A 24193-nucleotide genomic window follows, 5' to 3' on the forward strand; every position below is an offset into this window, starting at 1 on the left:
GCAATGACGGAGTATGTGGATCAAGCCGTCGCCGCCACACCCTCCGACACCGGCCGGAAATTCGCAAAATCCCAGCCGCGGCCCGGCGCTGCTTCGAGCAAGGCCCGCGTGTAGGCCTCCTGCGGATGCGTCAGCACCGCGCCGGCCGGGCCCTGCTCGACGACGCGGCCGTGCTGCATCACCACGACCTCGTCGCAGATCTGGGCGGCGACGCGCAGATCGTGGGTGATGAACAGGATGGCGATGCCGAGCCGCTTCTGGATCTCGTGCAGGAGTTCCAGCACCTGCGCCTGCACGGAGACGTCGAGCGCGGAGACGGCTTCGTCTGCAACCAGCACATCGGGATCGAGCGCGAGCGCGCGCGCAATGGCGATACGCTGGCGCTGGCCGCCGGAGAACTGGTGCGGATAGCGCGACACCGCATCGGCCGGCAGGCCGACCAGCTCGAGCAGCTCGCGGGCGCGCTTCATGGCATCGGCATGCGAGACGCCGTAATTGATCGGGCCTTCCGCGATGCTCTCGCCGACGGTGACGCGCGGGTTGAGCGAGCGGTAGGGATCCTGGAACACGATCTGGATCTTCTGCCGGTGCGGCTGCAGCAGGCGGCGCGAGATGTCGGAGATCTCGCGGCCGGCCAGCCGCACGCCGCCGGAGGTCGGATCGATCAGGCGCACGATGCAGCGCGCCACCGTCGACTTGCCCGAGCCGCTTTCGCCGACGATGCCGAGCGTGCGACCCTTGCGCAGCGTCAGCGTCACCTTGTCGGCGGCGACGACCTCGCGGCCTTTGCCGAAGAACGCGCGCTCCTTGTAGACCTTGCTGAGCTCGTTGGCCTCCAGCACCACCGGTTCCTTGGTCTCGGGCCGCGCCGCGCGCGGCACCAGGCTCGGCACCGCGGAGAGCAAATTGCGGGTGTACTCCATGGTCGGATTGCGCAGGATGGAATCGAGCGTGCCGGTCTCGACCAGGCGACCTTGCCGCATCACCGCGACGCGGTCCGCGATCTCGGCGACCACGCCCATGTCGTGGGTAATGAACAGCACGGCGGTGCCGTGATCGCGCTGGAGGTCGCGGATCAGGGTCAAGATCTGCTTCTGCGTGGTGACGTCAAGCGCGGTGGTCGGCTCGTCGGCAATCAGCAGCTTCGGCTCCAGCACCAGCGCCATCGCGATCATGATGCGCTGCCGCTGGCCACCGGAGAGGCGGTGCGGGTAGGAGGCGAAGATGCGCTCGACCTGGGGCAGGCGCACCTGCTCCATCATGTCGAGGATCCGCTTCTTGCGTGCCCTGGCATCGAGATCGGTGTGGGCGCGCAAGACTTCGTCGATCTGGCGACCGACGGGCACGACCGGATTGAGCGCGGTCATCGGCTCCTGGAAAATCATCGCCATCTGCGTCGCGCGCAGCTGGCGCAGGCGGCGGTCGGTCGCGGTGAGGATCTCCTCGCCGACCAGCTTGACGCTGCCGCTGGTCGGAACCAGCGTGCCCTTCGGCAGCAGGCCCATCGTGGTGAGCGAGGTCACCGACTTGCCCGAGCCGCTTTCGCCGACGAGGCACAGCGTCTCGCCCTGGTGCACCTGGACCGAGATGCCGTCGATGATCTTGGGCCCGCCCGGCTTCTTGCCGACGGAGACGACGAGGTTGTTGATGTCGAGAACTGGGTTGGTCATCAGGTCACTCCGTCGTCATTGCGAGGAGCGAAGCGACGAAGCAATCCAGAAATCTTTCCGCGGAGGCAGACTGGATTGCTTCGCTTCGCTCGCAATGACGGAACAAGGGGCACGGCCGGCGAGACAAATCACTTGCCCTCCCGCTGCTTCATGCGGGGATCGAGTGCGTCGCGGGCGGCGTCGCCGATCAGATTGATGCTGAGGATGGCGATCGAGAGCAGCAGGCCCGGCCAGAAGATCAGCGTCGGCTTGAGCTGAAAATACTGGCGGCCCTCGGCCATGATGTTGCCCCAGGTCGGCGTCTCCGGCGAGATGCCGGCGCCGAGGAAGGAGAGGATGGCCTCGGTGAGGATGGCGGAGGCGCAGACATAGGTGCCCTGGACGATCAGCGGCGCGATCGTGTTCGGCATCAGATGCCGCCACATGATTTTTGGCAGCGACGAGCCGACCGAGATCGCCGCTTCGACATAAGGTTCTTCGCGCGCCGACAGCACCACCGAGCGCACCAGGCGCGCCACGCGCGGGATCTCGGGAATGGTGATCGCGATCAGCACGGTCCAGATGCTGGCGCCGGACAGCGAAACCACGGCGATGGCGAGCAAAATGCTCGGCATCGCCATCAGGCCGTCCATGACGCGCATCAGGACGGAATCGATCAGCTTGAAGAAGCCGGAGACAAGACCGATCGCAAGGCCAATGACGATCGAGAGGATCGCCGAGCCGATGCCGATCAGAAGCGAGATTCGGCCGCCATAGATGACGCGCGACAGCAGGTCGCGGCCGTAGGCGTCGGTGCCGAGCAGGAATTGCGCCGAGGAGGGCTTCAGCCGCAGTGACGGTGCCAGCTGGATCGGATCATGCGGCGCGATCAGCGGCGCCAGGACCGAGATCAGCACGATCAGCGCGAGCAACACCGTCGCCGTGGCGATGATCGGTGTCGAGGTGAGGAAGCCGAAGCGCGGCCGCAGCGGCGACGTGATCGGAATGGATGACTGGGGAAGGGTATCGACTGACATTTGTTGTTGTCCTAGCCTCAGTACCGGATCCGGGGATCGAGCAGCGTGTAGGCGACGTCGATCAGGAGATTGACGACGACGTAGATCAGCGAGGTCAGCAGGATCATCGCCTGAATCACCGGATAGTCGCGCGCCAGCACCGCATCGACGGTGAGGCGGCCGATGCCGGGGATGTTGAACACGCTCTCGGTCACGACGACGCCGGAGATCAGTAGCGCGAAGCCGGTACCGATCACGGTGATCACGGGCACAGCGGCGTTGCGCAGCGCGTGCCGCATCATCACCGCGACCTCGTTGATGCCCTTGGCGCGTGCCGTTCGCACGTAATCTTCGCCGAGCACATCGAGCATCGCCGCGCGCGTCATGCGCGCGATCAGCGCGATGTAGATGAAGGAGAGCGCGCAGGTCGGCAGGATGATGCGCTCGAAGAACTGGCCGAAGCCGCCCGAGATGCTCTTGAAACCCTGCACCGGCACCCAGCGCAGGTCGATCGCAAAGACCTCGATCAGGACATAGCCGACCACGAACACCGGCACCGAGAAGCCGAGCACGGAGAGGCCCATCACGAAACGGTCGATCCAAGTGCCGTGCTTCCAGGCCGCGATCACGCCCAAGGGCACGGCGACGATGACGGCGAGGATGATGGTCGACAGCGCGATCGAGATCGACGGCTCGACGCGCTGGCCGATCATCTTCATGACCGGCAAATTGGAGATCAGCGACGTGCCGAGATCGCCGTGCAAGAGCTTGCCGACCCAGGTGATGAACTGCACGATCAGCGGCTCGTTGAGGCCGAGCGAGGCGCGAATCCGCTCCAGCCGCTCCGGCGTCGCATTGTCGCCGGCGAGAATCGCGGCCGGGTCGCCGGGCGTCAGCCGCAGCAACAGGAACACGAACAGCGCGACGACGCCCATCACGGGCACCGCAGCCAGAACGCGGCGAATGAGATAACCTAGCATGAACCTATCTCCGGCTGCGGAACTTGCGACGCCCAGAGGGCACCCGTGGATTCGATCGTGTCTATCATGCGTGCCTGTCGTTCGGGCTGGAAAAGCCGGCCGGAGAACCGTCGTCTCGGGGCAAATTGTGTGCCAAGGGCAGGGCGGTCGCAAGAGGCCGCCCCGCATCGGTTTTGCGACCACTCAGGATGCACTGCGCATCTCGCGCTCAACCGCAAGTTCGCCCCGAAGCGAAGGGACGGTTGGCGGCGCGTTGAGCCCGCGCCAGCCGTCGATGGTTGCGGCAATCATTTGCGCGGTCGCGGCCGATAACGTCCAGCCGAGATGGCCGTGGCCGGTGTTGAAGAACACGCCGGGCATCCGGCCTGCTCGCACCACCGGCATCATGTCGGGCATCATCGGACGCAGCCCGGCCCACGGAATAATGCGAGACGTCTCGACCGCCGGGAAATTGCTGCGCACCCAGTCGATCAATGGCTGCACGCGGTCGGCGCGGATGTCGCGGTTGAAGTCGTTGAACTCGGCCGTGCCGGCAACGCGAAAACGATCCGCGCCGAGCCGGCTGGTGACGATCTTGGCGGCTTCGTCGAGCAGGCTGAGGGTCGGCGTCGCGCTACGGCTTTCGTCGGTATCGAGGTGCACGGTGATCGAATAGCCCTTCACCGGATAGACGTTGACGCGCTCGTCGAGCATGGCGGCGAAGTGACGGCTGGCAACGCCGGCGCAGACCACGACGCCATCAACCTTCAGCACGCCGCGCGCGGAGGCGACCGCGTCGCTTGCGGACAGATCAGCCCAGCCGATGACGAAGCCGCCGCGGACTTGCGCGATGGAATCGATATTGGCCTCATGGATGAAGGTTGCGCCGCGACGCTTGCAGGCATCCGCCAGCCCGCGCGTGAACTTGTGGATGTCGCCGGCCGCATCCGACGGCGTGTAGAAGCCGCCGTAATAATCCTTGCGCAGCGTCGGCTCGATCGTGCGGATTTCCTCTGAAGTCACCGGGCGCCGATCGAGCCCACCTTCCTGCAGCAGTGCGTTGACGCGCAGGCCGGACTCGAAACCCTTCCTGTCGTGATAGATGTGGAGGATGCCGCGACGTTCGAGATCGAAGTCGATGCCTTCGCGTGCCGCAATCTCGAACAGGTGCTTGCGGGCTTCGATCGCGAGCCGCGTGGTCAGAATCGTGTTGGCGCGGTAGTTTCCGATATTGGCGACGAACTCGCTCATCCAGGAATATTTGTGCCAGTTCGGCCGCGGGTTCATCAGCAGCGGCGCGTCGCGCCGGAACATCCAGCGCAGGCCTTTCAGGATCGTGGCGGTGCTATTCCACACCTCGGCATTGCTGGCGGAGAGCTGCCCGCCGTTCGCAAACGAGGTCTCCATCGCGGCGTAGCGATGCTTGTCGAGCACCGTCACCTCAAAGCCGCGTTCGAGCAGGGCATAGGCAGTCGTTACGCCGGTGATGCCGGCGCCAATGATGGCGATATGAGTCATGATGAAGTCGGGGCTCCCGTGAGTTAGAGTCGGCTAACCGCCGGCCCGAAAGCCGTTGGCGGCGCCCCATCTGTCACGGTTACCTGAGAGCTTGATCCGACACGGACCTCGGCGAGGGCGGACCTCACAAGGCCAATACGGACTATCCCCTTCGGTGGACGTCACGATGTCTCATTCGTGCCGTCTCTCTCCAGATCGTCCTGACGAAACAGTCCTTTTGCCTGAGAGTTTCCGGGGCGGTTGCTCCGTCGGCGCCGCAATGAAAGCGGGAAGCCTTCATTGCGATCTCTCCCGCATCGTCGCGTGGACCATCGAGCAGTACGATGCGCCTTATTTTTAGACAAGGCTAAATTTGAACCGCGCCTGCCAACACATTGTGCAGTGCGAAGTTGATTCAATTACTCCAGCGTCGCAAGCAACCCGGCCATCAAGCGCCCGCGTTCAACCAGGCTCTCGACCTCGATGAACTCCTCGAGCGTGTGGCCATTGCCGCCGCGCACGCCGAGACCGTCGAGCGTCGGAATTCCCATCGCGCCCGTAAAGTTGCCGTCGGAGCCTCCGCCGGAGCTCGCACGCGGTAATTCCGTGCCGAGAGATTTGGCTATGCCGCGCGCCTTTTCATACAGCGCCATGGTGCCGGCATCCGCCTCCCACACCGGCCGCGTCACGCCACGCGTCACCTTGAAGCTGACGTCGTTCGCGGTGCCCGACAGGGCCAGCATCCGCTCGACGCCGCGGTCGAGATCGGCCTGGCGCTTCGCCATGGAGAGCGCTTCGCCGGTCGCGGTCGTGGCCACGCAATTGACCCATTGTCCGCCATGCACGACGCCGACCGAGAAGGTGCAGTCTTCCGTCGTCATCGCGTCGATCGCAAGAATCTGCCTTGCCATCTCGCGGATGGCCGAGCGTCCCGCCGACAGGGTCGCGCCCGCGTGGCTCGGCCGCCCCGTCGCTTCCAGATTGAATCGCGCGATGGCGTAACGTCCGGTGGTGACGCCGTTGTCGGCGCGGCCGGGCTCGGGCACGAGCACATATTTGTTGCGCGCAGCTTCCGCCTCGATGATGTCGCGCGTCGAGGGCGTGCCGACTTCCTCGTCGGGCGTGAACAGGATGGTGATCGGCAGCGGCGTTGTGAAGGACGCGCGCGCCAGCTGCCGGATCGCTTCCAGCGAGAGATAGTTGCCGCCCTTCATGTCGTAGATGCCGGGGCCGTAGCACTTGTTGCCCTCGCGCCGCCATTTCAGCTTCTCGATGGTGCCGACCGGGTGGACGGTATCCACGTGCCCGGCGATCAGGATGCCCGGCTCGCCCTGCTTTGGATGCGGGAAGCGCGCGCGGACGACGCCGCCAAAGCCCTGACGGCCGGCGATGCGCTCGATGGTCGCACCCATGATCGCCATATCCCGCGCTGCGATATCGAGCATACGGTTGACCGCTCCTGCGTCCCAGGTCGGGCTCTCGCATTCCACCCAGGTGCGCAGGCCCTCGAGCATCGCCTCGGAATCGAAGGGAAGATTGGCTGGATTCATCTTGATGTCTCTCAAGCTTCAAAAGATGGAATGCGCATTGCATCAGCGCGGACAGGACAAGCGGAAAGAGTTGTAGAGCCAAACCGGTCATTGCGGAGCCCCGTGCATGCGATGCCATGGGCTGCACCGAAACCGGATTGACGCGCTCAACACTGTCTGCAAGTCTCGAAAAGATAAAGGCATTGCATGAGGTTAGTTCGCCTAAGGAACGAACCGAATGCCCAACCAATAACCTGCCTTTGAACAGTTTCACGCCAGGAGAAACTTTCTATGTTGAGCTTGATGCGCCGGGGGCGACGCGCGTTCGCCTCCACACTCGCGCTGTCGGTCGTCGCGCTTGCGACGGCGATGGCCTCGCCGGTGTTTGCGGCCGGCAAGACCATCACCGCGGTGATGCATTCGGATCTGCGCATCATCGATCCGATCTTCACCACCGCCTACATCACGCGTGACCATGGCTACATGGTCTATGACACGCTGATCACGACGGATGCGAACTTCAAGATCCAGCCGCAGATGGCGGACTGGAAGATCTCCGACGACAAGCTCACCTACACCTTCACGCTGCGCGACGGCCTGAAGTGGCATGACGGCGCGCCGGTGACGGCGGAAGACTGCGTCGCCTCGCTGAAGCGCTGGGCCGCCGTCGACGGCATGGGCCAGCAGATGATGACCTTCACGGCCAGCATCGAGGCGACCGACGCCAAGACCATCACGCTGAAGCTGAAGGAGCCGTACGCGCTCGTGCTGGAATCGATCGGCAAGCCGTCCTCGCGCGTGCCCTTCATGATGCCGAAGCGCCTCGCCGAGACGCCGCCGGACAAGCAGATTCCGGAGCAGATCGGCTCCGGTCCGTTCAAGTTCGTGCAGGGCGAATTCCAGCCCGGCGTGAAGGCGGTCTACGTCAAGAACACCGACTACGTGCCGCGCAAGGAGCCGGCGAGCTGGACCGCCGGCGGCAAGGTGGTGAAGGTCGACCGCGTCGAGTGGATCACCATGCCGGACTCGCAGACCGCGGTGAACGCGCTGCAGTCGGGCGACATCGACTTCATGGAAGTGCCACCGTGGGATCTGCTGCCGGTGCTTGAAGGCAATCCCGACCTCAAGGTCGATACGCTGAACAAGTTCGGCTACCAAACGCTTGGCCGCATGAACTTCCTCTATCCGCCCTTCGACAATCCGAAGATCCGCCGCGCCGCCTTCCTGGCGATGAACCAGAAGGACGTGCTCGACGCGCTGGTCGGCAACCCGAAGTACTACAAGGTCTGCGGCGCCTTCTTCATCTGCGACACCCCGTTCGCAACCGACGTCGGCTCCGAGACGCTGGTCAAGGGCAACGGCATGGCGGAAGCCAAGAAGGCGCTCGCCGAGTCCGGCTATGACGGCACGCCCATCGTGGTCATGGTGCCCGGCGATGTCGTCACGCTGAAGGCGCAGCCGACGGTCGCGGTGCAGCTGCTCCGCGAAGCCGGCTTCAAGGTCGACGCGCAGGCGACCGACTGGCAGACGGTGGTGAGCCGTCGTGCCAGCCAGAAGCCCCCGAAGGAGGGCGGCTGGAACATGTTCTTCACCAACTGGGTCAGCGCCGACGTGTCCAACCCGATCTCCAATCTCTCGATCGGCGGTCAGGGCAAGAAGGGCGGCTGGTTCGGCTGGGCGGAAGACGCCAAGATCGAGAACCTCAAGGACGACTTCGTCCGCGCTGCCTCGCTCGACGATCAGAAGAAGATCGCGACCGAGATCCAGAAGGAAGCCTATGACCAGGTGATCTACGTGCCGCTCGGCCAGTATCTGGCGCCGAGCGCATGGCGGAAGTCGCTCTCCGGCGTGCTCGACGGCCCGGCGACCCCGGTGTTCTGGAACATCGACAAGTCCGAGTAAGGCCAACTCCGAGTCAGGCGAAGGCGCGTCAGCGCGCCTTCTGTCCCGACCTATCACGCGGCGCCGCTGTCATCAGCGGCGCTGCTCGCCAGGAGAATTCGTCGGGAGAACTTGTCGGCAGAACTCGTCAGGAGAACTTCAATGTTCCAACTCATGCGCCGGGGGCGTCGGGCGTTCGTCTCCACACTTGCGATTTCAGTCGTGGCGCTCTCGGCACTGGCCTCGCCAGTTCTTGCCGCAGGCAAGACCATTACCGCCGTGATGCATTCGGATCTGCGCATCCTCGATCCGATCTTCACCAGCGCCTACATCGCGCGTGATCATGGTTACATGGTCTACGACACGCTGATCGCGACGGATGCGAACTTCAAGATCCAGCCGCAGATGGCCGACTGGAAGATCTCGGACGACAAGCTCACCTACACCTTCACGCTGCGCGATGGACTGAAGTGGCATGACGGTACGCCGGTCACCGCGGAAGACTGCGTCGCCTCCCTGAAGCGCTGGGCCGCCGTCGATGGCATGGGGCAGCAGATGATGCTGTTCACCGCCAGCATCGAGGCGACCGATCCCAAGACCATCACGCTGAAGCTGAAGGAGCCGTACGCGCTCGTGCTGGAATCGATCGGCAAGCCGTCCTCGCGGGTCGCTTTCATGATGCCGAAGCGTCTCGCCGAGACGCCGCCGGAGAAGCAGATTCCCGAGCAGATCGGCTCCGGGCCCTTCAAGTTCGTGCAGGCCGAATTCCAGCCCGGGGTGAAGTCGGTCTACGTCAAGAACACGGACTACCTGCCGCGCAAGGAGCCGGCGAGCTGGACCACCGGCGGCAAGGTGGTGAAGGTCGATCGCGTCGAATGGATCACGATGCCGGATGCGCAGACCGCATTGAACGCGCTGCAGTCGGGCGACATCGATTTCATGGAAAATCCTGCCTTCGAAATGTTGCCCAGCATCGAAGCCGACAAGGAGCTCAAGCTCGAAATCCTGAACAAGTTCGGCTTCCAGACCGGCGCGCGGATGAACTTCCTCCATCCACCATTCGATAACGTCAAGGTCCGCCGCGCTGCACTGCTGGCGGTCAACCAGAAGGACGTGCTCGACGCGCTGATCGGCAATCCCAAATACTACAAGACTTGCGCCGCGGTCTTCATCTGCGACACGCCGTTCGCGACGGATATCGGCGGTGAGACCCTCGCGAAGGGCGGCGACATTGCTGCGGCCAGGAAGGCGCTCGCCGAGTCCGGCTACGACGGGACACCAATTGTGCTCATGGCGCCGGGCGACGTGCTGACGCTGAAGGCTCAACCGATCGTCGTGGCCCAGCAACTGCGCGAAGCCGGCTTCAAGGTCGATCTGCAGGCGACCGACTGGCAGACGGTGGTGAGCCGGCGCGCCAGCCAGAAGCCCCCGAAGGAGGGCGGCTGGAACATGTTCATCACAAACTGGGTCAGCGCCGACGTGGTCAATCCGATCTCCAATGTCGCTGTCGGCGGGCAGGGCAAGAAGGGCGGCTGGTTCGGCTGGGCGGAGGACGCCAGGGTCGAGCAGCTCAAGGACGCCTTCGTTCGCGCGGCCTCGCTCGATGATCAGAGGAAAGTGGCAACCGAGATCCAGAAAGAGACCTATGATCAGGTGCTCTATGTCCCGCTCGGTCAGTATCAGGCGCCAAGCGCGTGGCGGAAGTCGCTCTCCGGCGTGCTCGACGGCCCGGCGACGCCGGTGTTCTGGAACATCGACAAGTCCGAGTAAGGCAAGTCGGAACAGGGAAAGATGTTTCCCTGCACCTTTCGTCCAATCATCACGCGGCGCCGCCATCATCAGCGGCGCCGTTGTGGTTTGGCGGTCCTGCGTCGGCGAAATCCGCCGAACTTTAAGTCTTCCAGACTCCAATCATTGCTATTTGTTTCCGAACTGAAATAGATGGTTGGTCCTCGGACATCACTTTCCCTTCCATCGATTTGAATCCGTTGGTTTGATTCCCTTGCTCGATTTTGCATTGCAGGCGATGGCCGAACAGTCGGATCGCGCGCCGTCGCGCTGGCGCCGGCCATTGCTGCGCTGGCTGGATGGCGTTGAGGCAGGCTGGGCCGTGCCGCTCCTCATCGCGTGCTTCGTTGCGATCTGGGCGCTGTATCTCGCCATCGCCTATGCCGGCGGCGGGCTGCATCCCGACACGCTCGAGGCCTGGACGCTGGGACGCAATTTCGCCTTCGGCTATCACAAGCATCCGCCGCTGATGGGCTGGATCGCGACTGCATGGACCGCCGTCTTCCCGCCCAGCGACTGGTCGCTGCAACTGATGGCGATGGTGAACGCGGGCCTCGCGCTGGTCTTCGTCGATTGCGTCGCGCGGCAATTCGTGACCGGGCACAAGCGCATCCTGGTGCTCCTGCTCCTCATGCTGACGCCGGCCTATCAATTCCACGCCCAGCGCTTCAACGCCAATGCCGTGCTGCTCGCGATCTGGCCGCTTGCCATATGGTGTTTTCTACGCGCGTTCGAGACCAGGTCCGCTGTCTGGGCGGTCGCGCTTGGATGCACCACGGCGCTCGCCATGGCCGGAAAATATTACTCGATCTTCCTGGTCACGAGCTTTGCATTCGCCGCGCTGGCGCATCCGGCGCGGCGCGCCTATTTCAGCTCGGCGTCGCCCTGGATTTCGGTCGTCACCGGGCTCGCGGCGCTGTCACCGCACATCTACTGGCTCGCGACCACGGGCGCATCGACCTTCACCTACGCGCTGAACCACGCCAACGGCAATGCCGTCAGCTCGCTCGGTGACGTCAGGAATTTTCTGCTGGGACTCCTGGCGGCCATCAGCGTCGCCGCCGCGATCTGGGTGCTCATCGCGGGTACGCGGCTCAAGCAGTTTCCGGCCGACTTCGCCGCGATGAGCCCGGGCCTTCGGCTTCTCTTCTACGTCGCCATCGGCACCATCGTCCTGCCGGTGCTGACATCGCTCGCGATGGGCACGGATCTGCCGTCGCTATGGGGCTTGCAGGGATTGTTCCTGTTCGTCGTGCTGATCGTCTGCGGCGCGCGTTATCCCGTCGAACGGTTCTACACCGTCAATGTGGCGGTCATTGTCGCCGGCGTTGCGCTTGTCGCCGTGCTGGTCGCCGCGCCGATCCATGCCGTCTATCGCAATAGCCACGGTTATGAAGAGGGACGGAATCTTTAAGCGCAGGCAGCCAGCGAGCTCACCCGGCAATGGCGCGAGCTGACCGGCGAGCCGCTCAGTGCCGTCAGCGGCGACGATGCGCTGGCCTTCGCCACGGCCTTCTACAGTCCGGATCATCCGCATTATTCGCGGCCGTTCGAGCACCAGTACGATTGGGGCCTGCCGCGCCAGACGACGCTCGACCGGGGTTGGGCAGCGCTCTGTTTCCGTGATCAGGATGATTGCGGCCGCTGGATGGAATGGGTGTCCGCGCGCGCCGAAAACTTTGTCAGGCGGGAATTCACCGTGGAGGCCTCGCTGTGGGGCCGGCCGGGCCTGAGCCGGAACGTGGTCGTGCTGATGGTACCGCCGCGCGCGAGCAGCGGCGCATCGCCCGAAAGCGCAGCGCAGGATTTCAGCGCCAGCAGGCGCAATCCGGAATAGGCGCGCCGCTCAGCAATGGCTGTCGCGCACCCGTTCAAGGCCTTCGCTTGCGAAGGGCGGTGTGGAGGCGGGCCGCTTTGCGTCAGCAGCCTTTCGCTGCGCCTCAGTCTGTTCCGACGCGTGATCGGTTTCGTTGCGTTTCGGTTCCATGAGGCGATCTCTCGAAAATGCTGCAGGACAACATCGAGGCGCCTGCGAAGTTCCTCACACGATGGGCCGATGATGCGGCTTGAACAGCCGTCCCTTCTCCACCACCAGAACGATCGCGAGCGCTGCGAGCGTCGACAGGAAGAATCCGATCGAGAACGGCAGCAGCGTGCCGTCAAAGCTCTGGCCGATCGCGGTTCCGACCGCGATGCCGATCAGCGTCGTGATCGAGCCGTAGAGCGAGGAGGCGGTGCCGGCGATGTGGCCCTGCGGCTCCATCGCGAGCGCGGTGAAATTGGCGACCATCATGCCGAACGAGAACATCATCAGCGCCGACAGCACCATGAACAGCGGAAGCGGCAGCACACCGAGGATCTCGGTCAGCAGCATCACGCCGGCCACCGCGGTGTAGAGCGTCAGCGCGCCGTGTGAGATCACGCGCATGCCGAGCGTGCCGACAAATCTGGCGTTGAGGAAACCGGCAATGGCGGTGCCGGCCGCGATTGCCGCAAAGGCGAGCGGGAAATAGTGGCCGAGGTGATAGATGCCGGTGAACACCTGCTGCGCGGAGAATACGAAGGCGAACAGCGCGCCCATGACGGCGCCGGCGGCCGTCGCATAGCCGATGGTCTGGCGGTTGGTGACGGTCTGGCGGAAGGCCGAGAGCACGTCGGCCGGCGCCAGCGATCTGCGTTCGGACTCGGGGAGGGTTTCGGGCAGCCGCAACACGCTCCATGCGAGCGCGAGCACGCCGTAGAGCATCAGCACGACGAAAATGCCGCGCCATTGCGTGACCAGCAGCACGGCCTGTCCGAACGAGGGCGCGATCACGGGCACGGCGATGAAAATCATCATGGCAAGCGACATCACGCTCGCCATGCGGCGGCCGGCATAGCAGTCGCGCACGATCGAGGTCGCGATCACGCGCGTCGCCGAGGTGCCGAGGCCCTGAAGCGCACGGGCGAGCAGCAGCGTCTCGAACGAGGGCGCTGCGACCGCCAGCACGCTCGCCACCGCATAGACCGCCATGCCGCCGAGCAGCACCGGCCGGCGCCCGAACCGGTCCGACAACGGACCCATGACGAACTGTCCCGCGCCGAAGCCGATCAGGAAGGTCGACAGCACGAGCTGAAGATGGTTGGCGTTGGGAATGCCGAAAGCCGCCCCGATATTGGGCAGCGCCGGCAGCATCATGTCCATCGCGAGCGGATTCAGCGCCATGATGGACGCGATCACGACAACGAATTCGGGAAAACCCATCGGACGGTGCCCGGAGGACACCCAGTCGTCGGCATTGACGTCGGACAAGCAGCTCACCTTTGATTCCAGAGCGAACATCTAAGGCCCATGCTGCATCGCACAACCCATGTTTTGGGATGGCTGTCAGGCGGGACCGGGAGGGACAACAAATGGTGAAGAGGTCGCCGGCTCAGGCAGATCGAGATCGTCGCCGCCGTCACGCGCGACTGGCCGCCCGCGCGTCGCGCCAGGCACAAGTTTGAAACCAGGGATTCACCATAACACCGGGGACAACCAGTCGGGGAGATGAATCCGCAACGCATCCTGTCCAATGTGGCCTGACCGGACGCCGATCAGGCGGCGTTGAGGGGATATAGCGAGCAGGCAGGGTATCAGGGGTGTCGGACGTCACCGGAACAGCACGATGGTCGGGACCGTCGGCCGAGATGGCCGGCCAGCGCAACGCCCGGCTTGCCTGCCTGATCGCACTGGTGGCGGTGCTGGTGCTCGGCAATCTCGCCAACTATGCCGCGCCCGATATGAATTACGGCTGGGACATCCGCGTCAACTGCGCCGCGGTCGAGGCCCATGTCGACGGGCTCGATCCGTACTACGTGAAAAATCTGAAGGGCACCCGGTTCTCTTATCCCTATCTGCCGGCGACGCTGGACGCCTTTCGTCCGTTGTGCGCAGGCGGCTTTCTTGTCGACCATCGCCGCGGCGTCTTTCTCGCCATCGCCGTGCTCTGCGGCGTGGTACTGCCCGGAATCGGCCGGACACGCAGCTTGCGCGACGTGGCGCTGAGGGGACTTTACGTGCTCGGCGCGTTCGTTGGTTTCGAATGGGTGCTGGCCTCGGGCAATTTCGCGATCCTCGGCGGCGGACTGACCGCCGCAGCACTTGCCCTTCTGCTTCGCCCCGCGAAGCCCGATGATCGGCATGATGTCCCTCGCATGGCAGGGGCGGCACTGCTCGGCATCGTGATGTCGTTCAAGCTGGTCTTCTGCCCGGTACTGGCCGCGCTCTATTTCCTGCCGCTGCCGCGGCGGCGGAAACTTGTCCTGATGACGGTGGCGGGCCTCGGCTTCGCGCTGCCGATCCTGGTTTCGCTCGTCTTCTATCCAGGCTTGTTCTCGAGCTGGTTGCTCGCGATCACGGGCGGGATCCCCGGTCAGCATTCTGTCCAGATCGAGGAAACCAATCCGTCGCTGCTGCTGTGGGCACAGACCATCGTGGACCGCGTTGGACTTGCCGACAGCAAGCCGCTCGTGTTCGCCATTTACGCGCTGGCGGCGAGTGCGCTCGTGCTCGCGCCACTCGGCTGGTCGCTGCTGCGCGCGATCCGCAACAATGAGGGATCGTTGCCGGCGCGCCTCGACCGCTGGCTGATCGATCATCCCCAGGCCGCGATGCGGATCACGGTGCTTGCGATGTACGGCCTCTATCTCTGCTCGCCGCGCCTGAAGGAATATGCGTTCTTCGAGCTCGCGGTCTACGCCGCCGTCCTGATCGTCGATCTTCCGGCCGCAGCCCTTGCAGCGGTCCTGACCATCGGCGTTGCCGTTCCGACGCTGGTCTCGATCACGGGGGTTACGATCGAAGGTGGTTTTGTCCAGCTCGCGGTCGCACTGATGTGCTTCTGGATCCTGTTGCTCGATTTTCGAGCCGAGCCGGAACGCCTCGAGCAGAAGGCCGTGCGTCCATGACGAGCGTCGCCTCGTCTGCAGACGCAGGAGCGGAGCGGTCGCTTGCCGCGGGGGCGCCGCGGAGGAGCCGGCTGAGCCGCTTCCTGCTGATCTTGGCCGTATTGCTCCCCACGGCGGTCGCCGTCGATCTCAGCGTCAACAACACTTTTGGCGCGGACGTGCGGGTCAATTGTGCGGCAGTCGATGCTCATCGCGAGGGACGCGATCCCTATTTCGTCAGAAACCTGAAGGGCACCGATCTTTCCTACCCCTATCTTCCGGTCACCCTCGATGCCTTTCGGCCGCTCTGTGCCGGCGGCTTTCTCGTCGCGCATTACAAGGCCATCTATCTCGTTCTTGGGCTGATCTGCGTGCTGCTGCTGCCCGGTCTCGGCAGGGGCCGCGAGGGCCTGCGCGATGTCGTGCTGCGTGGCGTGTTCGCGCTTGGGGGTTTTCTCGGGTTCGAATGGGTTTTGGCGAGCGGCAATTTCGCGATGCTGAGCGGCCTGCTGACGGCTGCATCGCTTGCACTGCTGCTGCGTCCCGCGCAGTCCGAAGGGCGCAAGGATGCGGGCTTCGTGCCGCAGCTCGCCGGTGCGGCCCTGCTCGGCCTCGTCACCTCGTTCAAGCTGGTGTTTGTCCCGGTCCTCGCCGCGCTCTATCTCCTGCCGCAGCCGAGACGTCGCAGGCTTGTCCTGATCGCGGTGGCGGCGGGCATGTTCGCGCTGCCGATTCTGGTTTCAATGGTGTTCTATCCCGAGCTGTTTTCAAGCTGGTTGAGCGCGATCTTCGGCCAGATTCCCGGACAGCATTCGCCGGGAAGCGAGGATAATCCGTCTCTGCTCTTCTTCGCCCAGACACTTGCGGACAGCGTGTCGCTCGCCGGCAGCAAGCCGGTCGTTGCCATCCTCTATGGGCTCATCGCGGTCGCGCTCGTGCTCGCGCCGCTCGGCATTTTCGTCTGGCGCATGGTCAGGGCACGGGGCAGGGGCGCCAAGACCACGCCGGCGAAGACCTCGCCGCTTCAGGCCCTCGACGACTGGCTGATGGCTCATCCCGACGCCGCGATGCGCATCACCGTGCTCGCGATGTACGCGCTCTATCTCTGCGCGCCGAGACTGAAGGTCTATGCCTTTTTCGAGGCGGCGCTTTATGCCGCCGTTCTCATCGTCGACCTGCCTGCGGTGATGGTGGCGATCGTGCTGACGATCGCGATCGCCATTCCGTTCGTGGTGGCGGTCTCCGGCATTGCGTTCGTGGACGGATTCGACCTGCTCACGGTCGCGATCGTCTGCTTCTGGATCCTGCTGTGGGCGCAGTCGGCGTCGTCAGCTCAAATGGTGCGGGCAGCCGGGGTCGAACCGGCACAGCGCTTGCGCACCGAGGGATTTTAAGTCCCTTGCGTCTACCAATTCCGCCATGCCCGCTTGATCCAAAGAGATCAAACACTTAAGTCCCGTCCAGCCGTCTGGAATTGGCGCTTGCCGTGCTGGGCGGGCGGTTCTTCCTTAAGCGAGCCGGCGGCACAAGGCAAAGCCTCAATCCGGACATCTGGCCCTGCTTTAGGCATTCTCAATTCACGGGGACTATTTTTCCGGCCATGGCTGCTTCGCTTTCCTCTTCCCTGCGCGCCTGCTGCGCAGTTGCCGCGCTGGTCGCGGCCGGCTTCGCGCTGTCCGGCTGCGCCGGCGTGAGCGAGACGATCGCTCCGGGCTTTGCCGATCCCGCCAAATACGAATTGTACGACTGCAAGCAGCTCGAAGGGGAGCGCAAGGCGCTCGCCGCCCGCACCGCCGAATTGCAGAAGCTGATGGACAAGGCGGAGACAGGGACCGGCGGCGCGGTCGTGTCCGAGCTCGCCTATCGCAACGATTACGTCGCGGTCCGTGGCTCGGCGCAGTTGGCCGACGACGCCTGGCGCAGCAATCGGTGCCGGGAAACGCCGCCCAATGCGGCGCCGGCGACCACTGTGCCGCAGCGGCCGGACATCAAGCCCGCTCCGAAACGCTAGGGCGCTGCGGCTCCCGCGTCAGGGCCGCCAGCCGTAGATCCAGTCCTGCCGCGCCAGCATACGGTCCGGCCCGAGTGCGCGGATCGCGAGATCGCGCGCGAGCGCGAACGGGCCGCCGAGATGATAGATCCGGCCTTGCTGCCGCGCGGTGCGCTGCACCTTCCTGACACGGGCCTGACGTATCAGGCCATATTGCTTCAGCGCAGCCGCGACGCCGGCTGCATTCTCGGCAGCCTCGACGCTCAGGTGCCGGGCGAGCACGGCTGCATCCTCGATCGCCATGCCGGCGCCCTGGGCTGCGAACGGCAGCATCGCGTGCACGGCGTCGCCGAGCAGCGCGACCTGACCCTCGCTCCAGGGGCATCCGTCCGGAACGGCGAACAGCGCCCATTTGCGCCAGCTGTCGACGGCGGCGAGCATCATCCGCGCCGTCGGCGGCCAGCGCGGCGCTGCGAACGCGTCCATCACCTCGAGAGGATCGCCGGGCGTGCTCCAACCCGGTCTGTTCCAGGTGCCCGGCAGCACCGCGACCACGTTGAGCTGGCGGCCGCCGGCGATCGGGTAGGCGACGAGATGGGCGTTTGAGCCCATCCAGAGCTGGACCCGCCGCGCGGTGTATTCCTTGGGCAGCTGCGTGGCATCGAGCGTGCCGCGCCAGGCGATCAACCCGGAGAAGCGCGGCTGCACCTCGGGAAACAAATGCTGGCGGACTGTCGACCAGATGCCGTCGGCACCGATCAGGGCGCTGGCGAGATCGCTACGGCGGATGGTTCCGCTGCGATGGACGACCGTCAGTCCCCTGGCATGGGGAGCGACATCCTCGAACGTCGCGCCCAACTTCAAGTCGATATCGGGATGGTCTGCGATCGCGCCGGCGAGCGCGGATTGCAGGTCGGCGCGATGGACCACCCAATAGGGGGCGCCGGCGCGATGGGCCGCGGGTTCGCCGAGCGGCATCCGCAAAAGTTCGCCGCCGGCCCGCGCGCTCATGATCGAGACCGCGTCCGGGACGACCGCGCGCAGCTTCAGCCGTTCCGTCAGACCGAGCTCGACCAGCACGCGGCTGGCATTGGGGGAGAGTTGCAGGCCGGCGCCGACGTCCTCGAGCCGCTCGGCCTTTTCCAGCACGACGATGCGAAAGCCGCGGGCGGCCAGCGCAAGCGCAGCCGTCAGTCCTCCGATTCCGGCACCGGCGATGACGATCGTTCGCGGGAGGGCCACCCCTGACCGAGGTGAACGGTCAGGCCACCTTGTCCTTCAGCACGCATTCCGGCGGACGGGCTTCGCCCGCCTTCAGGTCGGCCGCGAAGCGGTACAGCGTCGAGCAGTACGGGCAGATGATCTCGTTGTCATTGCCGAGATCGAGGAAGACGTGCGGATGATCGAACGGAGGGTTGGCGCCGACGCACATGAACTCTTGCGAGCCGATCTCGATGACGGGGACACCGGCATCGTTATGGAAGTGCGGGACGACATGGTCGGACATCGTAACTCATCCTGGAGTGGCAATGGTGGCAGACACAATCACGAACTGACGCGGCATCATTAAGGCGCCGCGGACCATACTGATGGGTGCAGGTGATTGCTAGTCCAGCGGAACCGAAAGCTCCGCAATTGCCCCATGCTCATTTGCTCATGCAAATTCGACACAATCTTGCGGCCTGAGAGAAGCCCTTCTTTCGTCGGGGACGTTGTGTCGCAATTTTGGCATACTATGTCTGCGGACGCGTATAATTGCGGCAAAAGACGAACCATCAGGCGCAACTGATCTTAGGACCGTCCAGGCTTTCAGCATGAAGTGGCTGCGAATCAGCTCAGCATTGACCGGGATCGCCGCATGCAGCTTTGTGCTCGTGCAGGTAGCACCGCATGCCCGCGAGGCCGGCGCGATTCTCGCCGCCCGGGACGATCCCGCGGCCCTGTCGGAACTCAAGCTCGATGCGGCTCTCGCGCACAACGACCGCCTGGTTCAGGACAATATCGAGGCCGCGCTCGCGGCCGGGGATGGCGATCTCGCCGACAGTTTTGTCACGCTCGCGCATGACCGCAACATCGCGCTGCCCGACGATCTCCTGAGCCGGGTCAGCGATGCCGTCAAAACTGAAAATTCCACATCGCATTTCGCCAGGCGCTTTGCCACCGGGCTCGTCACCGGCAATGCCGATGATGTCGCGAGCCTGTCCGGGACCGTTGCCGGCGATCTCTTCGTGATCGGCGATATCAGGGACGTCGTCCGCGAAGGCAAGCATCTCGCCATGGGCGAGGACACCGACCGCCTCGTGCTCGGCCTGGCCACCGCGGGCCTCGCGGTGACGGCCGTGACCTATGTGTCGGCCGGCGGTGCCGCGCCGGTGCGCGCCGGGCTGACGCTGGTGAAGGATGCCCGCAAGGTCGGACGGCTCGGCGAAGGTCTCGCCGCATGGGCCGGCCGGTCGGCGCGCGAAGTGGTCGACACGCCGATGCTCCAGAATGCGGTCGCCTCCGGCTCGGTACTGCGGCCGGGTGAGACGGTGAGCGCGATCAAGGCCGCGTTCCGCGTCGAGAAGGCTGGCGCGCTGGTCCGGCTCGGCAAGGACGTCACCCGCGTAGCCGAGAAGACCGGCACGCGCGGCGCCATGGACACGCTGCGCATAGCCGAAGGCCCCAAGGATGTCGCGCGCGCGGCGCGGCTTGCGGAAGCGCAAGGCGGCAAGACACGCGCGATCATGAAGCTGCTCGGCCGCGGTGCGCTGCTGCTCATCGGCGGCGCATTCGATCTCACGCTGTGGCTGCTCGGCGCGGCCTTGACGCTGTTCGGCCTGTTGTCCTCGATCAAGGCGACCACCGAGCGCCTGACGCAAGCCTGGTGCGATCGCAGGCGACGCCGCCGGCTCCGCCGGGCGCGGCTGGCCGCCGACGCCGCTCTGGCAAACACGGCCGTCACGGCCTAAAGCGCGATCTTCGTCGCGCTTTAGGTTATTGTTTGAGCATGATCTTGCCGGAAAACCGCTACACACTTTTCCGGATCATGCTCTAAGATCAATCCTCCCCACAAACACTGCGGAACTGCTGATGCCGAGCTTTCACAACGGCGCCGTTGAAATTGCCTACCTCGACGAAGGCGAGGGCGATCCGATCATCCTGCTGCACGGCTTTGCCTCGAGCAAGAACGTGAACTGGGTCTACCCGACCTGGGTCTCGGAGCTGCGCAAGAACGGCCGCCGTGCCATTGCGCTGGACAATCGCGGCCATGGCGACAGCGCAAAGCTCTACGAGCCCGCGCAATATTCGATTCCGACCATGGCCGGCGACGTGCTCGCGCTGATGGACCATCTCGCCATCCCGCAGGCCGACATCATGGGCTATTCGATGGGCGGGCGGATGACGGCCTGGCTCGGGCTGAACGAGCCGCAGCGGCTGCGCTCGGCGATCCTCGGCGGCATCGGCATCGGCGGCCTGATCGAGGGCACCGGGCCCGGCGAGAACGTCGCCAAGGCGCTGGAAGCTCCTTCGCTCGACGACGTCACCGATCCCGTCGGCCGCACGTTTCGTGCGTTTGCAGACCAAACCCGTTCCGATCGCCGTGCGCTCGCCGCCTGCCTGCGTGGCACGCGCGATCTCATGACCAGGGACGAGGCCGCGCGCATCGACGTGCCCGTGCTGATCGCGGTCGGCTCGACCGATGACGTAGCGGGTTCGGCCAGCGCGTTAGGAGCGATCATCCCCGGTTCGGAAGTGCTCGACATTCCGGGCCGCGACCACATGCGCGCGGTCGGCGACAAGGTCTACAAGACCGGCGTGCTGGATTTCCTGGCACGGCGCGGCTGAGGTCTCTTCCGCCGGCTCGTCGTCGCCAGACGAGCCGAATAGCGCCATCAGCACCACGAAGGTCGCGACCCACACCATGCGCGCGCCATAGCGGTCGTGCGGGCCCGAGATCACGCCGCAGATGAAGGCATTGCCGAGCAAGGCCAGCGTCACGGTCGCCGCCAGCAGCGTCAGATCGTCCAGCCGGCGATTTGCGAGTGCGTGTCCGAGCAGCCCGACCAGCGCCAGCATCGAGACCAGCGCGACGGGGACGTGCAGCCAGTTGACGTAGTCGAAATTGACGCCCCGGTTTTGCTGGCGCGCCGCGCGCATCGGCGCCACTTGCGCAGGGATGTAGCGTTCGATGATGCCGTAGGTGTGCGGGATCCAGACACTGGCGCCTTCGCCGGTTGCGACATGCAGCAATTGCTGGCCCATCGCCCGCAGCGCTGCACCGGCCTGCCACGCAGGATAGTCGGCGAGCGAGTGCACGACGATGTTGCCCATCTCGTCGTTGAGCCCCTCGAAGCGGCCGAGCGTGTTGAACATGCTGGTGCCCCACAGGAACTCGTCGGCTGTCGCCGGCAGCTCGTTACGATAGGGACAGAGCTTGAAGCTCTCATGCGGGCAGTGATCGCCAAGATAGCGCGCGACGATGCCGTCCTGCATCATGCGGCCGAAGGCGACGCCATAGCCGCCGGGCGTCCAGGCCCATTTGCCCGACAGCGCGTGGTTCGCCGAGATCAGCATCAGGCCGCCCACGACGATTGTCAGGCTCGCCTGCGCCAGTCCGGCAATCGGGAGGCGACGCCCGAGGAACGGCCGCGCCATCCAGCCGGCGACGCAGAGCCCGAGCAGCACGCCGAGCGTGGCGCTGTGGGTCGCGGCGGCAAAGGCGGTGAAGCCGAACAGCGAGACTTTTTCGAGCACCGAAGTCCGGCTTGCACCAGTGATCAGCAGGAACAGCGACAGGATCGAAAGACCCGCAAAGATGTCGGTGAGCAGCATGCTGGCGAGCCAGGGCAGCGCGGTCGACAGCATCAGCAGCAGGCTGATCGCGACGAAGCGGAATGTCTGCATCAGCCCCAGCACGCGCAGCGTCAGCTGCAACAGCCATAGCGTCGCCAGCGACTGGACCGCGAGGTTGATCCAGAAGCCGAAATTCTCGCCGTAGTGCAGATAGAGGCCGAACACGGTGGAGCGGCTGGGGACGAGATAACCTTCGTACCAGCGCGCCAGATAGCCGCCGGTATCCCATTGCAATAGCGGATAGCCGTTCCAGAAGGCCGGCGCGATCATGATGAGGGGCAGAGCCACCGCCGCCAGCCGCAGCCAAAACGTACCCGCGGCGCGCGCGCGCAATTGATCGGTTGTGATGCTCAAATCCGCTCCGTCCCTGTCCGGACCATGCCCGCAATCACGGTTGGGGCGAAATTCACCAATAGTTTGACGCCGCCCGGCTTGAATTTGGCGAGACTCTGACCATTTTGAGCCGACCTTGCCGCCTGGGGGCGTTCTGAGAAACCGTTGTGTTTCAACGTGTTGGCGGGCTCTCACGGGGCAAGGCACTGTTCACTCTCAGGCAAGCCCGTCAGGACTTTGTCGCCTAGACTGTGTTATAGAACCAGCCAAACGAGCCAATTCGAAAGAGCAGATCCCATGGCAGTGCATCAGGTCAATCCGGGAGCAAAGCTTGCGTCGCTCGATCCGATCTGGGAGCGGATCCGGGGCGAGGCGGAGGACATTGTCCATCGCGAGCCCGAGCTTGCGACCTTCATCTATTCGACGGTGCTGCATCACAGCCGCCTGGAAGACTCGGTGATCCACCGTCTCGCCGACCGGCTCGATCATGCCGCGCTGTCGGGCGATCTGGTGCGCCAGACCTATGACGAGGCGCTGCGCGACGATCCCGATCTCGGCAATGCCTTCCGCGCCGATCTCGTCGCCGTCTACGACCGCGATCCCGCGACCTCGCGCTTCATCGACCCCTTGCTCTACTTCAAGGGCTTTCACGCGATCCAGACCCATCGCCTCGCGCACTGGCTCTTGCTGAAGGGCCGCAAGGATTTCGCGTATTACCTCCAGAGCCGCGCATCGGCGGTGTTCCAGACCGACATCAATCCCGCCGCGCGTATCGGCCGCGGCATCTTTCTCGACCATGCCACCGGCTTCGTCTGCGGCGAGACCGCTGTCATCGAGGACGACGTCTCGATCCTGCACGGCGTCACGCTCGGCGGCACCGGCAAGGAGAACGAGGACCGCCATCCCAAGATTCGCCACGGCGTGCTGATCGGCGCCGGCGCAAAGATCCTCGGCAACATCGAGATCGGCCATTGCGCGCGCATCGCGGCCGGCTCGGTCGTGGTCAAGCCGGTGCCGCACAACGTCACGGTTGCGGGTGTGCCCGCCAAGATCGTCGGCGAGGCCGGCTGCGCCGAGCCGTCGCGCACCATGGACCAGATGATCAACGCGATGGGGCTTTAGAGGCGCGTTGAGGGCCGGATTTGCCGGCCCTTTCCGTCCCCAAATTCTTTGGCAATTCATGCTGGCGGTTCGCCGCGTCTCGTCCTAAAACCCGCCGACCAATTTTGATCGGAGACTTGCCGTGGACGTCAAAGAAGTCAGAAAGCTCGATGCGTATCTGAAGCGCGTATTCGGCAATCCCAAGATCCGCGTCGTGCCGCGGCCGAAGAAGGACGACTCCGCCGAGGTCTATATCGGCGAGGAGTTCATCGGCGTGCTCTTCGTCGACGACGAGGATGACGATCGCTCGTTCCAGTTCCAGATGGCGATCCTGGAAGACGATCTGGTCGAGCAGGAATAGGCGCGCGCTCTCTTTTCCGTCATTGCGAGCGAAGCGTTTTCGTCATTGCGAAGCGTCTTCGTCATTGCGAGCGAAGCGAAGCAATCCAGAGATATCTCCGCGGACGCAGTCTGGATTGCTTCGCTTCGCTCGCAATGACGGATGCTACCCATCGTTCGATTTCTTTGCCAGAATGCGCAGCCGCGCCGGCGACCGTGATGCCCTCCGCATCGACGAGCTCGGCTTGCACGACCATGTCGTGCTCCGTCCGCTCCGTCACCCGCGCTAACTCCCACCGCCGGAAGCCGCATCGTGCAGACCCACGGATGTATGATGGCATTATGCGCCTGTTTTGCCCGACGGGTC

General features: G+C 64.5%; 17 protein-coding genes, 1 tRNA gene, 1 pseudogene and 2 riboswitches. Of the genes and pseudogenes, 9 read left to right on the forward strand and 10 right to left on the reverse strand.

Features of this window, described 5'->3' with window-relative positions; translation table 11 throughout:
* Nucleotides 1-20 precede the first annotated feature (20 nt).
* The 5 genes from ABID58_RS16175 to ABID58_RS16195 all read right to left on the reverse strand — a co-directional run bounded on the left by ABID58_RS16175 (nucleotide 21) and on the right by ABID58_RS16195 (nucleotide 6671).
* Nucleotides 21-1670: an ABC transporter ATP-binding protein gene (locus tag ABID58_RS16175; RefSeq protein WP_354033349.1), complete on the reverse strand. Its 1650-nt coding sequence runs from the start codon at nucleotides 1668-1670 to the stop codon at nucleotides 21-23.
* A gap of 128 nt (nucleotides 1671-1798) precedes the next feature.
* The gene (locus ABID58_RS16180; protein WP_148752857.1) at nucleotides 1799-2686 is read right to left on the reverse strand and encodes an ABC transporter permease; all 888 of its coding nucleotides are present in this window, start codon (nucleotides 2684-2686) and stop codon (nucleotides 1799-1801) included.
* A gap of 17 nt (nucleotides 2687-2703) precedes the next feature.
* The gene (locus ABID58_RS16185; protein ID WP_354033350.1) at nucleotides 2704-3645 is read right to left on the reverse strand and encodes an ABC transporter permease; all 942 of its coding nucleotides are present in this window, start codon (nucleotides 3643-3645) and stop codon (nucleotides 2704-2706) included.
* A 183-nt stretch (nucleotides 3646-3828) separates the two neighbouring features.
* Entirely contained in the window at nucleotides 3829-5142 is a 1314-nt protein-coding gene (locus tag ABID58_RS16190) for a D-amino acid dehydrogenase (RefSeq protein WP_354033351.1), read from the reverse strand.
* Nucleotides 5143-5210: 68 nt separating this feature from the next.
* Nucleotides 5211-5338, reverse strand: a riboswitch (glycine riboswitch).
* Between the two features lie 3 nt (nucleotides 5339-5341).
* Nucleotides 5342-5446: riboswitch (glycine riboswitch) on the reverse strand.
* A gap of 94 nt (nucleotides 5447-5540) precedes the next feature.
* Nucleotides 5541-6671, reverse strand: coding sequence for a M20/M25/M40 family metallo-hydrolase (locus ABID58_RS16195; protein WP_354033352.1), 1131 nt, complete (start codon nucleotides 6669-6671; stop codon nucleotides 5541-5543).
* 270 nt (nucleotides 6672-6941) lie between these two features.
* Between ABID58_RS16195 and ABID58_RS16200 the strand changes: the two genes are divergently transcribed.
* The 3 genes and pseudogenes from ABID58_RS16200 to ABID58_RS16210 all read left to right on the forward strand — a co-directional run bounded on the left by ABID58_RS16200 (nucleotide 6942) and on the right by ABID58_RS16210 (nucleotide 12156).
* The gene (locus ABID58_RS16200; protein ID WP_354033353.1) at nucleotides 6942-8552 is read left to right on the forward strand and encodes an ABC transporter substrate-binding protein; all 1611 of its coding nucleotides are present in this window, start codon (nucleotides 6942-6944) and stop codon (nucleotides 8550-8552) included.
* 141 nt (nucleotides 8553-8693) lie between these two features.
* Complete coding sequence (locus ABID58_RS16205) at nucleotides 8694-10301, forward strand: ABC transporter substrate-binding protein (protein ID WP_354033354.1); 1608 nt, start codon at nucleotides 8694-8696, stop codon at nucleotides 10299-10301.
* Nucleotides 10302-10557: 256 nt separating this feature from the next.
* Nucleotides 10558-12156, forward strand: a pseudogene (locus ABID58_RS16210) (glycosyltransferase family 39 protein).
* A gap of 204 nt (nucleotides 12157-12360) precedes the next feature.
* Here the strand turns inward: ABID58_RS16210 and ABID58_RS16215 are convergent.
* Nucleotides 12361-13611 carry a multidrug effflux MFS transporter gene (locus tag ABID58_RS16215; RefSeq protein ID WP_354033393.1) on the reverse strand — a complete coding sequence of 417 codons (1251 nt, stop codon included), beginning with the start codon at nucleotides 13609-13611 and terminating at the stop codon, nucleotides 12361-12363.
* Nucleotides 13612-13940: 329 nt separating this feature from the next.
* On the opposite strand from ABID58_RS16215, the gene ABID58_RS16220 reads away from it, so the two are divergent.
* A complete protein-coding gene (locus ABID58_RS16220; RefSeq protein ID WP_354033355.1) occupies nucleotides 13941-15248 on the forward strand; it encodes a hypothetical protein in 1308 nt (435 codons plus the stop codon).
* A 1317-nt stretch (nucleotides 15249-16565) separates the two neighbouring features.
* Here the strand turns inward: ABID58_RS16220 and ABID58_RS16225 are convergent.
* Nucleotides 16566-16654 (reverse strand) — tRNA-Leu (locus ABID58_RS16225).
* A gap of 173 nt (nucleotides 16655-16827) precedes the next feature.
* Here ABID58_RS16225 and ABID58_RS16230 point away from each other — a divergent pair.
* Nucleotides 16828-17238, forward strand: a complete 411-nt coding sequence (locus tag ABID58_RS16230; RefSeq protein ID WP_354033356.1) for a twin-arginine translocation pathway signal — start codon at nucleotides 16828-16830, stop codon at nucleotides 17236-17238.
* A gap of 18 nt (nucleotides 17239-17256) precedes the next feature.
* On the opposite strand, the gene ABID58_RS16235 is transcribed toward ABID58_RS16230, so the two are convergent.
* Entirely contained in the window at nucleotides 17257-18459 is a 1203-nt protein-coding gene (locus ABID58_RS16235) for an FAD-dependent monooxygenase (protein WP_354033357.1), read from the reverse strand.
* Between the two features lie 19 nt (nucleotides 18460-18478).
* Nucleotides 18479-18724, reverse strand: coding sequence for a zinc-finger domain-containing protein (locus ABID58_RS16240; protein WP_007602543.1), 246 nt, complete (start codon nucleotides 18722-18724; stop codon nucleotides 18479-18481).
* 307 nt (nucleotides 18725-19031) lie between these two features.
* On the opposite strand from ABID58_RS16240, the gene ABID58_RS16245 reads away from it, so the two are divergent.
* Both ABID58_RS16245 and ABID58_RS16250 read left to right on the forward strand, forming a co-directional pair.
* Nucleotides 19032-20168, forward strand: a complete 1137-nt coding sequence (locus ABID58_RS16245; protein ID WP_354033358.1) for a hypothetical protein — start codon at nucleotides 19032-19034, stop codon at nucleotides 20166-20168.
* Between the two features lie 121 nt (nucleotides 20169-20289).
* Nucleotides 20290-21045: an alpha/beta fold hydrolase gene (locus tag ABID58_RS16250; RefSeq protein ID WP_148752865.1), complete on the forward strand. Its 756-nt coding sequence runs from the start codon at nucleotides 20290-20292 to the stop codon at nucleotides 21043-21045.
* On the opposite strand, the gene ABID58_RS16255 is transcribed toward ABID58_RS16250, so the two are convergent.
* Nucleotides 20926-22407 (reverse strand): hypothetical protein, encoded by a 1482-nt coding sequence (locus ABID58_RS16255; RefSeq protein ID WP_354033359.1) that lies wholly within the window; start codon nucleotides 22405-22407, stop codon nucleotides 20926-20928. The genes ABID58_RS16250 and ABID58_RS16255 overlap by 120 nt on opposite strands.
* A 276-nt stretch (nucleotides 22408-22683) precedes the next feature.
* Here ABID58_RS16255 and cysE point away from each other — a divergent pair, with 276 nt between their 5' ends.
* Together cysE and ABID58_RS16265 are read left to right on the forward strand one after the other, a co-directional pair.
* A complete protein-coding gene (gene cysE, locus ABID58_RS16260) occupies nucleotides 22684-23508 on the forward strand; it encodes a serine O-acetyltransferase (protein WP_148752867.1) in 825 nt (274 codons plus the stop codon).
* Between the two features lie 121 nt (nucleotides 23509-23629).
* Nucleotides 23630-23848, forward strand: coding sequence for a DUF3126 family protein (locus ABID58_RS16265; protein ID WP_148752868.1), 219 nt, complete (start codon nucleotides 23630-23632; stop codon nucleotides 23846-23848).
* Nucleotides 23849-24193: the final 345 nt, after the last annotated feature.

The sequence above is a fragment of the Bradyrhizobium sp. S3.2.6 genome (genome assembly GCF_040546885.1).
In the GTDB taxonomy this organism is placed as follows: domain Bacteria; phylum Pseudomonadota; class Alphaproteobacteria; order Rhizobiales; family Xanthobacteraceae; genus Bradyrhizobium; species Bradyrhizobium cytisi.